At 62.2% G+C, this 14,113-nt stretch carries 15 protein-coding genes; 8 read left to right on the top strand and 7 right to left on the bottom strand.

The annotated features are described in order from the left end of the window. Nucleotides 1-42: 42 nt before the first annotated feature. Both ACNQPL_RS01975 and ACNQPL_RS01970 read left to right on the top strand, forming a co-directional pair. Nucleotides 43-324 carry a hypothetical protein gene (locus ACNQPL_RS01975; protein ID WP_346615448.1) on the top strand — a complete coding sequence of 94 codons (282 nt, stop codon included), beginning with the start codon at nt 43-45 and terminating at the stop codon, nt 322-324. 132 nt (nt 325-456) lie between these two features. Beyond that, nucleotides 457-1,434 (top strand): L,D-transpeptidase family protein, encoded by a 978-nt coding sequence (locus ACNQPL_RS01970; RefSeq protein ID WP_346615449.1) that lies wholly within the window; start codon nt 457-459, stop codon nt 1,432-1,434. Nucleotides 1,435-1,572: 138 nt separating this feature from the next. Here the strand turns inward: ACNQPL_RS01970 and oprI are convergent, their stop codons facing one another. Then, complete coding sequence (gene oprI / locus ACNQPL_RS01965) at nt 1,573-1,824, bottom strand: outer membrane lipoprotei OprI (RefSeq protein ID WP_003259780.1); 252 nt, start codon at nt 1,822-1,824, stop codon at nt 1,573-1,575. 507 nt (nt 1,825-2,331) lie between these two features. Between oprI and ACNQPL_RS01960 the strand changes: the two genes are divergently transcribed. Beyond that, the gene (locus ACNQPL_RS01960; RefSeq protein WP_387530976.1) at nt 2,332-2,613 is read left to right on the top strand and encodes a GNAT family N-acetyltransferase; all 282 of its coding nucleotides are present in this window, start codon (nt 2,332-2,334) and stop codon (nt 2,611-2,613) included. Between the two features lie 76 nt (nt 2,614-2,689). On the opposite strand, the gene ACNQPL_RS01955 is transcribed toward ACNQPL_RS01960, so the two are convergent. Next, the gene (locus ACNQPL_RS01955; protein ID WP_346615451.1) at nt 2,690-3,766 is read right to left on the bottom strand and encodes a 3-deoxy-7-phosphoheptulonate synthase; all 1,077 of its coding nucleotides are present in this window, start codon (nt 3,764-3,766) and stop codon (nt 2,690-2,692) included. Nucleotides 3,767-4,000: 234 nt separating this feature from the next. On the opposite strand from ACNQPL_RS01955, the gene ACNQPL_RS01950 reads away from it, so the two are divergent. The 3 genes from ACNQPL_RS01950 (at nt 4,001) to cysB (ending at nt 6,655) form a co-directional block, all read left to right on the top strand. Continuing rightward, nucleotides 4,001-4,948, top strand: a complete 948-nt coding sequence (locus ACNQPL_RS01950; RefSeq protein ID WP_416465596.1) for a putative 2-dehydropantoate 2-reductase — start codon at nt 4,001-4,003, stop codon at nt 4,946-4,948. 105 nt (nt 4,949-5,053) lie between these two features. Then, entirely contained in the window at nt 5,054-5,551 is a 498-nt protein-coding gene (locus ACNQPL_RS01945; protein WP_346615453.1) for a universal stress protein, read from the top strand. A 129-nt stretch (nt 5,552-5,680) separates the two neighbouring features. Next, nucleotides 5,681-6,655 carry an HTH-type transcriptional regulator CysB gene (cysB, locus tag ACNQPL_RS01940; RefSeq protein WP_027593928.1) on the top strand — a complete coding sequence of 325 codons (975 nt, stop codon included), beginning with the start codon at nt 5,681-5,683 and terminating at the stop codon, nt 6,653-6,655. A gap of 54 nt (nt 6,656-6,709) precedes the next feature. On the opposite strand, the gene ACNQPL_RS01935 is transcribed toward cysB, so the two are convergent. The 5 genes from ACNQPL_RS01935 to ACNQPL_RS01915 all read right to left on the bottom strand — a co-directional run bounded on the left by ACNQPL_RS01935 (nt 6,710) and on the right by ACNQPL_RS01915 (nt 12,147). Next, nucleotides 6,710-7,444 (bottom strand): phosphoadenylyl-sulfate reductase, encoded by a 735-nt coding sequence (locus ACNQPL_RS01935; protein ID WP_346615454.1) that lies wholly within the window; start codon nt 7,442-7,444, stop codon nt 6,710-6,712. An 81-nt stretch (nt 7,445-7,525) separates the two neighbouring features. Continuing rightward, nucleotides 7,526-8,869 (bottom strand): aminodeoxychorismate synthase component I, encoded by a 1,344-nt coding sequence (gene pabB / locus ACNQPL_RS01930; RefSeq protein WP_416465593.1) that lies wholly within the window; start codon nt 8,867-8,869, stop codon nt 7,526-7,528. Between the two features lie 220 nt (nt 8,870-9,089). Continuing rightward, the gene (locus ACNQPL_RS01925) at nt 9,090-10,070 is read right to left on the bottom strand and encodes an alpha-L-glutamate ligase-like protein (protein WP_346615456.1); all 981 of its coding nucleotides are present in this window, start codon (nt 10,068-10,070) and stop codon (nt 9,090-9,092) included. Next, nucleotides 10,070-11,605 carry an inactive transglutaminase family protein gene (locus tag ACNQPL_RS01920; RefSeq protein ID WP_346615457.1) on the bottom strand — a complete coding sequence of 512 codons (1,536 nt, stop codon included), beginning with the start codon at nt 11,603-11,605 and terminating at the stop codon, nt 10,070-10,072. Before ACNQPL_RS01920 ends, ACNQPL_RS01925 begins: the two co-directional genes overlap by 1 nt. A gap of 5 nt (nt 11,606-11,610) precedes the next feature. Further along, nucleotides 11,611-12,147 carry an ATP-dependent zinc protease gene (locus ACNQPL_RS01915; RefSeq protein ID WP_346615458.1) on the bottom strand — a complete coding sequence of 179 codons (537 nt, stop codon included), beginning with the start codon at nt 12,145-12,147 and terminating at the stop codon, nt 11,611-11,613. Nucleotides 12,148-12,441: 294 nt separating this feature from the next. Here ACNQPL_RS01915 and ACNQPL_RS01910 point away from each other — a divergent pair, with 294 nt between their 5' ends. Both ACNQPL_RS01910 and prpB read left to right on the top strand, forming a co-directional pair. Beyond that, nucleotides 12,442-13,158: a GntR family transcriptional regulator gene (locus ACNQPL_RS01910; protein ID WP_346615459.1), complete on the top strand. Its 717-nt coding sequence runs from the start codon at nt 12,442-12,444 to the stop codon at nt 13,156-13,158. Further along, nucleotides 13,155-14,045, top strand: a complete 891-nt coding sequence (gene prpB / locus ACNQPL_RS01905) for a methylisocitrate lyase (protein ID WP_346615460.1) — start codon at nt 13,155-13,157, stop codon at nt 14,043-14,045. Before ACNQPL_RS01910 ends, prpB begins: the two co-directional genes overlap by 4 nt. Nucleotides 14,046-14,113: the final 68 nt, after the last annotated feature.

Genomic DNA, 14,113 nt, shown 5'->3' with positions numbered 1-14,113 from the left:
GGCTTTCGGATAATGTTGCGCCCCCCGTTTCGAGAGCCCCCAATGCCGCGCCCTGCCTGGTCCTTGTATGCCTACCAACTGATCGAGCCCGATGAGCAGCTCGACCTGTTCGCTTGCCAGGAAATCCGCGTCCATCTGGCCGCCCGCCAACTCGAGTTGGGAGTGCCGGTCGACCGTACCCTGTGCGGCGGGCTGCTGCCGGCACAACCGCGCTGGTCTGGCGTGCAGCGCTCGATCTACCGGGATGGCCGCCTGTGCGACCTGTGCCGGGCGATCCTCGACGCCCAGCGGCGCGGCATGCGCCCGGTCTGGCCAGAGCTCTGAAAGGGCCATTCGCGCAGGAACTCCTCGCGCCTTTCATCATCTGAAACGCTTGAAGGCCGCCAATGCCTCCCGCTTGGCTCGGGGCGGGTGTACAATCGATCCTCTTGTCCCACCTTTCGAAGGATTTACCGGATGTTGCCGCGCTTTCCCGCCGTCACCCGTTGCCTGACCCTGGCCAGCCTGCTGGTAGCTGGCCCCGCCGTTGCACTGGAGCTGCCGCTGCCGCCGCCCGGTGAAGACGTCGTCGGCCAGGTGCAGGTGATCAAGGCCAAGTACGAGGACACCTTCGCCGACATCGGCACCGCCAACGACCTCGGCTATCTGGAAATGATCGCCGCCAACCCGGGTGTCGACCCCTGGCTGCCGGGCGCCGGTACCGAGATCATCCTGCCGACCCGTTACGTGCTGCCGCCCGGGCCGCGTGAAGGGGTGGTCATCAACCTTGCCGAATACCGTCTGTACTACTTCCCGAAAGGGCAGAACGTAGTGCACACCTACCCATTGGGCATCGGCCGTGAAGGCTGGGGTTCGCCCATCGCCAACACCAAGATCACCGCCAAGACCCCTAACCCGACCTGGACCCCGCCAGCCTCGATCCGTGCCGAGCACGCCGCCGACGGTGACATCCTGCCCACTGTGGTGCCAGCAGGCCCGGACAACCCGCTGGGGCCGTTCAAGTTCACCCTGGGTGTGCCCGGTTACCTGATCCACGGTTCCAACAAGAAGTTCGGCATCGGCATGCGCACTAGCCATGGTTGCTTCCGCATGCTCAACAACAATGTGCTTGAACTGTCGAAGATGGTCCCGGTGGGGACGCCGGTGCGTATCATCAACGAGCCCTACAAGTTCGGCATCAGTGGCGGCAAGGTATATCTCGAGGCGCACACACCGCTTGATGACCAAGGCAACCCGTCGGTGGTGGACAAGCACACTGCGGTCATCAATGCCCTGCTCAAGCGTGAAGACCTGGCAAACAACCTGCGCATGAACTGGGACATGGTGCGCGATGTGGTCGCCGCAGAAGATGGCATGCCGGTAGAAATTGCCGTGCCGGTCGATAATCAGGGTGCAGCACCGATGGTGTCGAGCATCCCGCCAGAGTTGCAGTAAGCCTTAAGCGACGCATCCAGAGCCTGCGCCAGGTTAACCCTTGGCGCAGGCTTTTTCATGTGCGCCATATGCTTTTGTTACGGCAATAAAAAAGCCGACCCACAAGTGGATCGGCTTCTTAACAATCCGTGAGGATTATTACTTGCGGCTGGCTTTGTCCAGCATACGCAGAGCGCGCTCGTTGGCTTCGTCAGCGGTCTGCTGAGCCTTCTGAGCGGCTGCCAGTGCGTCGTCAGCCTTACGGTAGGCTTCGTCAGCACGAGCTTGAGCGCGAGCTGCTGCGTCTTCAGTCGCAGTCAGACGAGCTTCGGTTTCTTTGGATACGCTGCTGCAACCGGTAGCCAGAACTGCGGCCAGAGCCAGAGCAGAGAATTTCAGAACGTTGTTCATCGTGTTCCCCTTCAAGGACTTTCTATTAAATAGCCATCTCTCAGGAAAGAGAAACTGGCCGGCGTACATAGTACCCATTACTTGTAGTAAGTAAACTGACTGAGCGCAAGAACTGCAAAAAAATTGTTGCTGATGGCGTTGCCGTCACGATTTGCAGGCGTTTTCTGAAAAAACCGTGCAGGTGTCGCAAGCGTTTGTAGTACGGGAACTTTTTTGTTGAACTAAGGGTGACTTAAACGGTCCGTCAGCGTCTTAAGCCCATGAACATCCGGCTGTTGTTGCGGGGCGCGCAGGGCATGGGTTTCCCCCTGTTACTGCTACTTTTTAACAGCCGCCACCTTGAGCAATCCCGCCTGTCGCGCCTACTATTTGGTGGCCCGGTCCGGTAGAACCATTGCAAACCGCCCGCGGTCCAAGGGGCATGAGGTGGCGTAGAGGTTCCTTCGCCGGATAAAACCACTATCGGTTAAGGTAAGGGTCAGCCGAAATGACCTGCGAGGAGTAGTGATGACTGAAGCGCTGACCATCCACCATGACCAGGCCGGTCATCAGTTCGAGACCAACGTGGACGGTCATCGTGCCTACCTGACGTACATGGACCTGGGCAAGCAGACGCTGGATATCTATCGCACCTTCGTACCCAACGCCCTGCGCGGCCGTGGTATTGCTGCAGCGCTGACCGAAAAGGCCCTGGAGTACGCCGACCAGATGGGCTACACGGTGATCCCTTCGTGCTCTTATGTAGAGCGTTACATGGAGCGCCAGCAGCGCCACTCGAGCAAGGCTTGAGCGCTGCAGCACTAGCCGCACATCTATAAACGCCGGGGCCGCAAAGCGGCCCCGGCGTTTTGGTTTAGAGCGAAGCTCAGGCGCGCTGGCGCTTGGGCAGTACACCCTTGAGCTTGGCGTGCATGCTGCGCAGGGTCTTCTCGGTGGCGGCCCAGTCGATGCAGGCGTCGGTAACCGATACACCGTATTGCAGTTCTTCCAGGTTTTTCGGGATCGATTGGCAACCCCAGTTCAGGTGGCTTTCGACCATCAGGCCGATAATCGACTGGTTGCCTTCGAGGATCTGGTTGGCGACGTTCTCCATGACCAGCGGCTGCAGGGCTGGGTCCTTGTTGGAGTTGGCGTGGCTGCAGTCGACCATGATGTTGGCCTTGATCTTGGCCTTGGCCAGGTCCTGTTCGCACAGGGCGACACTGACCGAGTCGTAGTTTGGTTTGCCGTTGCCACCGCGCAGCACCACATGGCCGTAAGGGTTGCCCTTGGTGGTGACGATGGACACGCCGCCTTCCTGGTTGATACCGAGGAAGCGATGCGGCTTGGACACCGATTGCAGTGCGTTGATGGCCACGGTCAGGCCGCCATCGGTGCCGTTCTTGAAGCCGACCGCCGAGGACAGGCCCGAGGCCATTTCACGGTGGGTCTGGGACTCGGTGGTGCGGGCGCCAATCGCCGACCAGCTGATCAGGTCCTGCAGGTACTGCGGGGAGATCGGGTCGAGCGCTTCGGTGGCAGTCGGCAGGCCTTTTTCGGCCAGGTCCAGCAGCAGCTGGCGGCCAATGTGCAGGCCATCCTGGATCTTGAACGAGTCATCCAGGTACGGGTCGTTGATCAAGCCTTTCCAGCCGACCGTGGTGCGCGGCTTCTCGAAATACACGCGCATCACCAGATACAGCGTGTCGGAAACTTCCTCGGCCAGCACCTTCAGGCGATCGGCATACTCGTGCGCGGCCTTGATGTCGTGGATGGAGCACGGGCCGACTACGACGAACAGGCGATGGTCCTTGCCGTCGAGGATATTGCGCACCACTTCGCGGCCGGCAGTCACGGTCTGCAGGGCTTTGGCGCTGAGGGGGATTTCCTTCTTGAGCTGATCGGGGGTGATCAAGGTCTCGTTGGAGGCAACGTTAAGGTCGTCGATCGGTAAATCAGCCATCGTGTTACTCGTCAGGTCACGGTGCCGGCCGCCAGCAATCCCCGTGCGGCCCAGCAGCAAGAATGTTCGCAGCGGGGAGCCGAACCTTAGCGCGTTACAGGTGGCGCGACAATGGTCTATGCCGCGGCCGTACAGGGTTTTTCCCTGCTGCAACAGCCCTGTGCTGCCATTAGGGTGCGCTAAACGCCCAAAAAGGTGTAAAAAAGCGCACCGACATCTAATCAGGAGTTCCGCATGAGCCCTCGCAAACCTCGCATCGGCATTATTGGCAGTGGTGCCATCGGAGGCTTCTATGGGCTGATGTTGGCGCGCGCCGGTTTCGATGTGCATTTTCTGTTGCGAAGCGAATACGCCGTGGTTCGTGAGCAAGGCCTGAAGCTGGAAAGCGCGCTGCACGGGGATGTGCAACTAGCGGTGCAGGCCTATGCCAGTGCCGCCGACATGCCGCCGTGCGATTGGCTGCTGGTGGGCGCCAAGGCCACCAGCAATGCCGAGCTTGCACCGCTGATTGCAAAGGCGGCCGCAGCTGATGCCAAGGTGGTGCTGCTGCAGAACGGGCTGGGGGTGGAAGAGCAGTTGCGGCCGGCCTTGCCGGGCAGCCTGCACCTGCTGGGCGGCCTGTGCTTCATCTGCGTCAACCGCCTGAGCCCGGGTGTGATCCGCCATCAGGCGCTGGGGGCGGTCAACCTGGGGTATCACAGTGGGCCGGCCGAGGATGGCGGTGCTGCAATTGTCGAGGAAGGGGCCGCGCTGTTCCGTGCCGCCGGTATCGACTCGCAGGCCATGGACAACCTTGGCCAGGCCCGCTGGCAGAAACTGGTGTGGAACGTGCCCTACAATGGCCTGTCGGTGTTGTTGGGTGCCAGCACCACGCCGTTGATGGCTGACAGCGACACGCGCGAACTCATCCAGGCGTTGATGGCTGAGGTGGTACAGGGTGCTGCAGCCTGTGGCCATGCACTGCCCGCGGGTTATGCCGACCACCTGTTCCGTGTCACCGAGCAGATGCCTGACTACTGGCCGAGCATGTACCACGATCACGCCGGGCAACGCCCTCTGGAACTGCAGGCCATTTATGCCGAGCCGTTGGCCCGGGCACGCGCGGCGGGTTGCAGCCTGCCGCGGATGCAGATGCTTTACCAGGCGCTGGCCTTTATCGACCGCGCCAATCGCGCTGGCTGAACCCTCCTGCAGCCCGCGGCAGCAGTGCGCCAGACGGCCAGGCGAGGCTGCGGCGCGCTGCTAAGCTGTAGCTTGCTCTGCCGCAACGGCAGTCGAGGAGGTCGAATGATCCGCTCCATGCTGTACGCCACCGACCTCGGTGTCTATGCCCCTTTCGTGATGCAACATGCCCTGGCCTTGGCCCGCACCTTTGGCGCGGAGCTGTACGTGATTCACGCGGTGGAACCGATGGGCCAGTTCGCCGAATCCCTCCTGCAGAGCTACCTCGACGAACAGACGCTGGATGAACTGCACAGCGAGGGCGTCAATACCGTGATGGCCAACATCGAGCAGCGGGTGCTGGAGAACTTTCGCGAGGAATTGGGCGAGGACGCGGACCTTGCAGTGATCAAGGCGGTACGGGTGCGTCAGGGTGACCCCGCGCAGGTGATCCTCGAGCAGGCGCAGCGGTTGAGTGTCGACCTGCTGATCTTCGGCAGCCACAGTGCGGGCGCCGGGGTGGATGTGCCGATTGGCCGCACGGCGGTGCGTTTGCTGCAGTTGTCACCGGTGCCGGTGTACATGGTGCCGCTCTCGCAGCATCTCGGCCGTAGGAAAACGTGAAGCTGGCAGTAGGCTATTTCGGCGCGGCGTGTAACAAAATAGTTCTAGTTTTATTTCGTTAACCACTAATATAGTTATATCTCGTCGCTGCCTGCTGCCGCTGACTTACCGCTGATTCGAGGGAAACCTATGAAGCTTCAACAACTGCGCTACATCTGGGAAGTGGCGCACCACGACCTCAACGTCTCCGCGACGGCGCAGAGTCTGTATACCTCTCAGCCGGGGATCAGCAAGCAGATCCGCCTGCTCGAGGATGAATTGGGTGTTGAAGTCTTTGCCCGCAGCGGCAAACACCTGACTCGCGTGACGCCGGCGGGTGAGCGCATCATCAATACCGCTGGCGAAATCCTGCGCAAGGTCGAGAGCATCAAGCAGATCGCCCAGGAGTTCTCCAACGAGAAGAAGGGCACGCTGTCCATCGCCACCACTCACACCCAGGCGCGCTACGCACTGCCGCCGGTGATCAGCAGCTTCATCAAGCAGTACCCGGAAGTGGCCCTGCACATGCACCAGGGCTCGCCCATGCAGATCGCCGAAATGGCCGCTGACGGCACCGTCGATTTCGCCATCGCCACCGAGGCCCTGGAGCTGTTCGGCGACTTGATCATGATGCCCTGCTACAAGTGGAACCGCTGCGTGGTGGTGCCGCAGGGCCACCCGCTGACCAAGCTGCCGAAGCTCACCCTGGAGGCGGTTGCCGAATACCCGATCGTCACCTACGTGTTCGGTTTTACCGGCCGCTCCAAACTGGACGAAGCGTTCAACCATCGCGGCCTGACGCCGAAAGTGGTATTCACTGCCGCCGACGCCGACGTGATCAAGACTTACGTGCGCCTTGGCCTGGGCGTGGGTATCGTGGCCAAGATGGCGGTCGATACCAAGCTTGACAGTGACCTGGTCGCCCTGGACGCCAGCGAGCTGTTCGAAGCCAGCATCACCAAGATCGGCTTCCGTCGCGGCACCTTCCTGCGCGGCTTCATGTGCGATTTCATCGAGAAGTTCGCCCCGCACCTGACCCGTGAAGTGATGGCCAAGGCCATCCAGTGCCACAACAAGCAGGAACTCGAAGAGCTGTTCGAAGGCGTAGAGTTGCCGGTGCACTGAGTACGGACCGCATGAAAAAACCGGCCCAAGGGCCGGTTTTTGTTTGCCTGCGAATCAGGCCTTGCTGATCAGGTTGCCGGCGTGCAGCCCGCATTCCTTCTGGGTCGCCTCTTCCCACCACCAGCGGCCCTCGCGCTCGTGCTGGTTCGGCAACACCGGGCGTGTGCACGGTTCGCAGCCGATGCTGATGAAGCCGCGTTCGTGCAGGCTGTTGTACGGCAACTCGAGCATGCGGATGTAGCCCCAGACTTCCGCGCTGGTCATCTGCGCCAGTGGGTTGAATTTGTACAGGGTGTGATCGGGTGTGGAGAATGCGCTGTCGATTTCCAGCGCCGCGACCTGGCTGCGGGTACCCGGGCTCTGGTCGCGGCGCTGGCCGGTGGCCCAGGCGCTGACGGTGGCGAGTTTGCGCCGCAGTGGCTCGATCTTGCGGATGCCGCAGCATTCGCCGTGGCCGTCCTTGTAGAAGCTGAACAGGCCTTTTTCCTTGACGAACGGGTCGAGCTTGGCGCGGTCAGGGCTGAGGATTTCGATCGGCAGGTTGTATTGCTCGCGCACCTGGTCGATGAAACGGTAGGTCTCGGGGTGCAGGCGGCCGGTGTCGAGGCTGAATACCTTGACCTGCTTGTTCAGCTTCCAGGCCATGTCGACCAGCACCACGTCCTCGGCGCCACTGAACGAGATCCATAGATCGTCGCCGAAATGTTCGAAGGCGAGCTTGAGGATGTCCTGGGGGGACTTGCTGGCGTAGGTCGCGGCCAGGGCGGCGACGTCGAAGGGTTGGCTCATCAGGCGGTTTCCATCTAGGCTGTGGCGCTGTGCGCTCGTAATGAGGTGATGGTAACAAAAAATGGCGGAGTAGACGCCGCCTCAGAGGCTTTGCAGGGTTTCCATCAGCACCCGCACCTTGGCAATCGACTCCTCGTATTCCGACTGCCAGTCGGAGTCCGCCACCACTGCGCCGCCGCCCCAGCAACTGACCTGGCCATCCTTCACCAGCAAGCTGCGAATGGCGATGGAGCTGTCCATTTCGCCGCGCACATCCACGTACAGCAGCGAGCCGCAATACAGCGCACGGCGGCTGGGCTCCAGTTCATCGATGATCTGCATGGCGCGGATTTTCGGCGCTCCGGTGATCGAGCCGCCGGGGAAGCTGTCGCCGATCAGGTCCAGTGCGTCCTTGTCGCTGGCCAGTTGGCCGGTGATGCTGCTGACCAGGTGATGCACGTTGGGGTAGCTTTCCAGGCTGAACAGCTCGGGCACTTTCACCGAACCGATCTGGCAGGTGCGGCCCAGGTCGTTGCGCAGCAGGTCGACGATCATCAGGTTTTCCGAACGATCCTTGGGGCTATGGCGCAGCTCCTCGGCGTTGCGCGCATCGATGGCCGGGTCGGCCGAGCGCGGGCGAGTGCCCTTGATCGGCCGGGTTTCCACCTGGCCTTGGCTGACGCGGATGAAGCGTTCTGGGGAGAAGCTCAGCAGTGCGCTGCCGTCGGCCAGTTGCTGGTAGCCGGAGAATGGCGTCGGGCAGGCTTTGCGCAGGGCCTGGTAGGCGCGCCACGGGTCACCTTTGCAGGGGGCGCGGAAGCGTTGCGTCAGGTTGATCTGGTAGCAGTCGCCGGCCTGGATATAGCGCTGTACGTGATCGAATGCCGCCTGATAGTGCTCGGGCTGCAGATCGCCTTGCATCGGCGCGAGCAAGTTGAAATCGCCAGCCGTAGCGCTGTCGGATGCTTCGAACAGGGCGATCAGGCGTTCGCGTTCTTCAGTGGCAAGGCCAGGGTGGAACACCAGCTGGCTGGTACCCAGAAGATGGTCGGTGACCAGCGCCCAGGCGTACAGCCCCAGTTGGGCGTCGGGCAGGCCCAGGTCGTCCACGGCCAGGCTGGGCAGATGCTCCAGGCGGCGGCCGAAGTCGTAGCTCAGGTAACCGATCAGGCCGCCGGCAAACGGCAGCTCGATACCGTCGGGCAGCTGCGCGTCGCCCAGTTGCTGCAGGCCGTCACGCAGGCGCTGCAGGAAGGCGCGGCCCGCTTCGCCGGGCCGGGCCTGCAGGTGTTGCAGTGGCCAGGCGCTGAGCAGGTCGAAGCGGCCTCGCTCGGCGCCGGGGCGGGCGCTGTCGAGCAAGATCGCCCCGGGCGCCTGGCGCAGGCGGGCGAAGTAGGCGGCAGGGTCGGGCTGGTAGGGCAGGGGGTAAAGCGTGCAGGTCGGCATCAGTATGGACGGCGATGTAAAAGCGAGGAGGGCGATTGTAGACCTGTGCAGGAAATGCGCCTAGCACTGGGCGCGACATTCAACCATTGGGTTGCGGCCCGGGGCTGCTTTGCCCTTCGCGGGGCAAGCCCGCTCCCACAAGTACAGCGTGCACCTTTGGCGCAACACCCTGCCTGTGGGAGCGGGCTTGCCCCGCGAAGCGGGCCCCGTCGTTACTGGCTCAGCGCGGATGCACGTGGCCGAACAGGCTCTGTGTCACACGTACGCGCTGCTCGGCATCCTCGGTCACGCCCTCCTTGGCCAGTGCCTCGATGTGTGCTTCGATGGCATGGGTGCGCTGGGTCAGCCCGGTGTCGTTGGCGATCTGGATGTTCAGGCCAGGGCGGGCGTTGAGTTCGAGAATCAGCGGCCCTTTGTCCTGGTCCAGCACCATGTCCACGCCGATGTAGCCCAGGCCGCACAGCTCATAGCAGCCAGCTGCCAGCTTCATGAAGCCGTCCCAGTTCGGCAGTTGCACGCCGTCCACCGCATTGGTGGTGTCCGGGTGCTTGCTGATGATGTTGTTCAGCCAGGTGCCGCGCAGGGTCACGCCAGTGGCCAGGTCCACACCCACGCCGATGGCGCCTTGGTGCAGGTTGGCCTTGCCGCCGGACTGGCGGGTCGGCAGGCGCAGCATGGCCATGACCGGGTAGCCCATCAGCACGATGATGCGGATATCCGGTACGCCTTCGTAACTGATGCTCTTGAAGATCTGGTCGGGGGTTACCCGGTATTCGATCAGCGCGCGGTCGCGGTGCCCGCCCAGCGAGTACAGGCCGGTGAGGATGCTCGAGACCTGGTGCTCGATTTCCTCGTGGCTGATGATCTTGCCCGAGACGGTGCGGTAACGATCTTCGAAGCGGTCGGCAATCACCAGAATGCCGTCACCGCCGGCACCTTGGGCCGGCTTGATGACGAAGTCGTTGCGCCCGCCGATGATCTCGTGAAGCTTGTCGATCTGCTTCTCGGTCTCGATCACGCCGTACATTTCCGGCACGTGAATGCCGGCGGCCAGTGCGCGCTCCTTGGTGATGATCTTGTCGTCGACGATCGGGTACAAGCTGCGCTTGTTGTACTTCAGTACATAGTCCGCGTTGCGCCGGTTGATCCCCATGATGCCCCGGGCCTCCAGGGCTTTCCACGTCTTGATCAGGCCAAACATCAGGCGTCAGCCTTCTTCAGGAATGCCTTGAAGCGCACCAGCTCGGTCAGCCGGTAGCCGCGGTAACGGCCCATCGCCAGCATGAAGCCCACCAGAATCAGCAGCACCGCCGGGAAGGTAAAGACGAAGTACACCAGCTCCGGCACCATCATCAGCAGGTGCGCGAGCGACGCGGCGAACAGGGTGCCGATGGCCACTTTCATGGCATGGCCGCCACCGCGTTCTTCCCAGGTGATCGACAGGCGTTCGATGGTCATGGTCAGAATCACCATCGGGAACAGCGCCACCGACAGGCCGCGCTCCAGGCCCAGCTTGTGGCTGAACAGGCTGATGGCGGCAATCAGCACCACGACGAAGGTCAGCACCACCGACAGGCGTGGCAGCATCTGCAGCTTGAGGTGCTCGAGGTACGACCGTAACGACAGGCCCAACGCCGTGATCACCGTGAACAACACGATGCCGAAGCCCAGTTGCGTCTCACGGAAGGCCAGGGCGATCAGCACAGGGGTGAAGGTGCCCAGCGTCTGAATACCGATCAGGTTGCGCAGCACCAGGATCACCAGCACGCCGATCGGGATCATCACCATGATCATGAAGGTCTGCTGGGTTTGCAGCGGCAAGCCGTACAGCGAGTATTCGAGGAAGTCGGCGTCGGTGTTCTCGTCGGTCAGCTTGGCCAGGCGGATGGCGTTCATCTCGCTGTTGTTCATGCTGAAGGTGACGTTGGCTTTCTTGCCGCCATCGACGGTGATCAGGTTATCGTCACCGGTCCACCACAGCAGGCGGTCGCTGGGCAGGCCCTGCTCGCCGGTGTCCGGGTTGAAGTAGAGCCAGTCGTTGCCGTTGAAGCTGCGCAGCCACAGCTCAGGGGTTTGCGGCGTATCGGCGACCAGGCGGATGGTGTGAACCTTCTCCATCGGCACGTGGGCGATCGACAGCAGCAGGTCGATGACCTGGGCCTTTTTCATCGACGAGGTGTCGCCGGCCAGCAGCAGCTTGACGTTGTCGTCGTTGAGGTTGTTGACCCGCTTGATGGTCTCGCTGACGAAGGTTTCGACGTCGGCCGAATGCTGGCGGATAGGCGCCATCAGGGCTTCGGCAGCGATCTTCTCGGGGCCTTCGACCGCCAGGCTGTCACGGAAGGTCGGGCCTTTCACGGTGGTCTTTTCGGTGCTGTAGCGCTTGGTCAGCACCAGGCGGTAGTAGAGGGTCTGGTTGCCGCTGGCGCGGCGGGCCGACCAGGTCACCTTGCGGTTGCCATCGGCACGGTTGACGCTGACCCCGTAGTTGTTGGAGATGAAGCTCTCGTTGAGGCTGACGTAGTCGCGGTTCAGCGGCGGCACGAACATCTGTACCTTGACCGGGTCCTTGGTGCTGGCGACGAACTCGACCTTGGCGTCGATGTTCCACAGGTCGTCGGTTTCGTCCTCGGTCACCGGGATGCCGAGGAAGAAGATCTGATAAGCCGTGACCGCCACGCCCAGCAACACCAGTACGGTGATCAGGACTTTCAGATGGAGGGTAAGAGAGCGCATCGGGATTACTCTGCTTTAGGAGCGTCGGTGGCACAGGCAGGTTTGCCGGCCGCGTATTTAAGGCTTGGGTCGACCAGCGCGTCGAAGTGCTTGAGCGCCTCGGAACCGATCAGCAGCGGGAACTGGAACGCGCTGCGGTCGGTGAGGTTGACTTCGATGGTGCGCAGGGCCTGGCCCATGCAGATTTCGAGTTCGATGACCGGCCGGGCGGTATAGGCCTTGCCCGATTCCGAATCATAGTCGCCGGCGCGGCGCTTGATCTTGCTGACCCTGGCCAGCGGGCGTTCGATCGGGTGCGAATGGGCGGCGTCGATGGCCAGGTAGAAGCGCACCCAGCTCTCACCGTTGCGCTTGAAGCGCTTGATGTCGCGGGCACTCAAGGACGCGGTCTTGGCACCGGTGTCGAGCTTGGCGGCCACCTCGAGGTCCAGGTCGCCAAGGCGGGCGTATTCGTTGAGACCGTATACGGTCTTGCCCGCCGCCTGGCCAAGGGCCGGCAGCAGGGTGAGGCATAACAGCAATAAAACGGGTGTAAGTCTCATAGTCCTGGCGCGGTGCTGTGCAAGATTCGGGGCAAGGCGACTGGCAGGTACTGCGCAAGCTTCCTCGGTTCATCTGTCAACAACATGAATAAATGACAGATACGCTATCCATACTCCGTTGGAGGCGCGGCATTCTATCACGCCGATGTCTTGACGCCAGCGCATCGCGATCAGACAGCGCGCGCAGCGGGTTAGTTCGCTCTTAGACGATTGTCGACAATGTTCATTTTGTCTTTGACGGGAAGCGCGGTATTCGCTAGTTTCTGCTCAAGTGATTAGCAAGGTGTCGACAATATGCTGGACCTCAGCAACCCCAGCCCTGCTCTGGCAGACGAAACGGAAACCCTGTCCGAGAATGTCTTCCGGCGTATTCAGGCGGCCATCGTCAAGGGTGAGATCGCCCCGGGCAGCAAGATCTCCGAGCCGGAGCTGGCGCGCACCTATGGCATCAGCCGTGGCCCGCTGCGCGAGGCCATCCACCGCCTGGAAGGCCAGCGCCTGCTGGTGCGGGTGCCGCATGTGGGGGCCCGAGTGGTGTCGCTGAACCACGCCGAGCTGATCGAGCTATACGAAATTCGCGAATCGCTGGAAGGCATGGCGTGCCGCCTGGCTGCCGAGCGCATGAGCCAGGGCGACATCGACGAGCTGCGCCGGGTGCTCGACACCCACGAGCGCGACGCCGCGTTCCAGGCCGGGCTGGGCTATTACCAGCAAGAGGGCGACTATGACTTCCATTACCGGATCATCCAGGGCAGCGGTAACCAGACCCTGGTCAAGATGCTCTGCGGCGAGCTCTACCAGCTGGTGCGCATGTACCGCATCCAGTTCTCCGCCACGCCCAACCGCCCGCGCCAGGCCTTTGCCGAGCACCACCGTATTCTCGATGCCATCGCTGATCGTGACGGCGAGCTGGCCGAACTCCTGATGCGCCGCCACATCGGCGCGTCCAAGCGCAATATCGAGCGTCACTATCTGGACGCCAACAACAATAGCCCACGAGGTGAGAAATGACTGTGAAGAGCACCCCCGGTCAGCGTTTCCGCGACGCCGTTGCCGCCGAACACCCCCTGCAAGTGGTTGGTGCGATCAACGCCAACCATGCGCTGCTGGCCAAGCGCGCCGGCTTCAAGGCCATCTACCTGTCTGGGGGCGGTGTCGCGGCAGGCTCCCTGGGCCTGCCGGACCTGGGCATCACCGGCCTTGATGACGTACTGACCGACGTGCGCCGCATCACCGATGTCTGCGACCTGCCGCTGCTGGTGGACGTCGACACCGGCTTTGGCGCCTCGGCCTTCAACGTTGCGCGTACCGTGCGTTCCATGTGCAAGTTCGGCGCTGCCGCCATTCACATCGAAGACCAGGTAGGCGCCAAGCGTTGTGGCCACCGGCCAAACAAGGAGATTGTCAGCCAGCAGGAGATGGTCGACCGGATCAAGGCGGCGGTGGATGCCCGTACCGATGACAGCTTCGTGATCATGGCGCGTACCGATGCCCTGGCCGTCGAAGGCCTGAATGCCGCGCTGGACCGCGCCGCCGCCTGCATCGAGGCCGGTGCCGACATGATTTTCCCGGAAGCCATCACTGAACTCTCGATGTACAAGACCTTCGCCGACCGGGTGAAGGCGCCTATCCTGGCCAACATCACCGAGTTCGGTGCCACGCCGCTGTACACCACCGAAGAGCTCGCGGCGGTCGATGTGTCGCTGGTGCTGTACCCGCTGTCGGCCTTCCGCGCCATGAACAAGGCAGCCGAGAATGTCTACACCGCGCTGCGCCGCGACGGCACGCAGAAGAACGTGATCGACACCATGCAGACCCGCATGGAGCTCTACGATGCCATTGGTTACCACGCGTTCGAGCAGAGCCTCGATGCCCTGTTTGCGCAGAAAAAAGGTTGAGCCAGTGCTGGCCTCATCGCCGGCAAGCCGGCTCCCACAGCTACAGCGCCAAGCTTGAGTGTGGGAGC

Source organism: Pseudomonas sp. LFS044 (genome assembly GCF_047978245.1).
Lineage (GTDB): Bacteria > Pseudomonadota > Gammaproteobacteria > Pseudomonadales > Pseudomonadaceae > Aquipseudomonas.
Note: the sequence above shows the minus strand (reverse complement) of the source record. Positions and strands in the feature narration are given on the sequence as shown.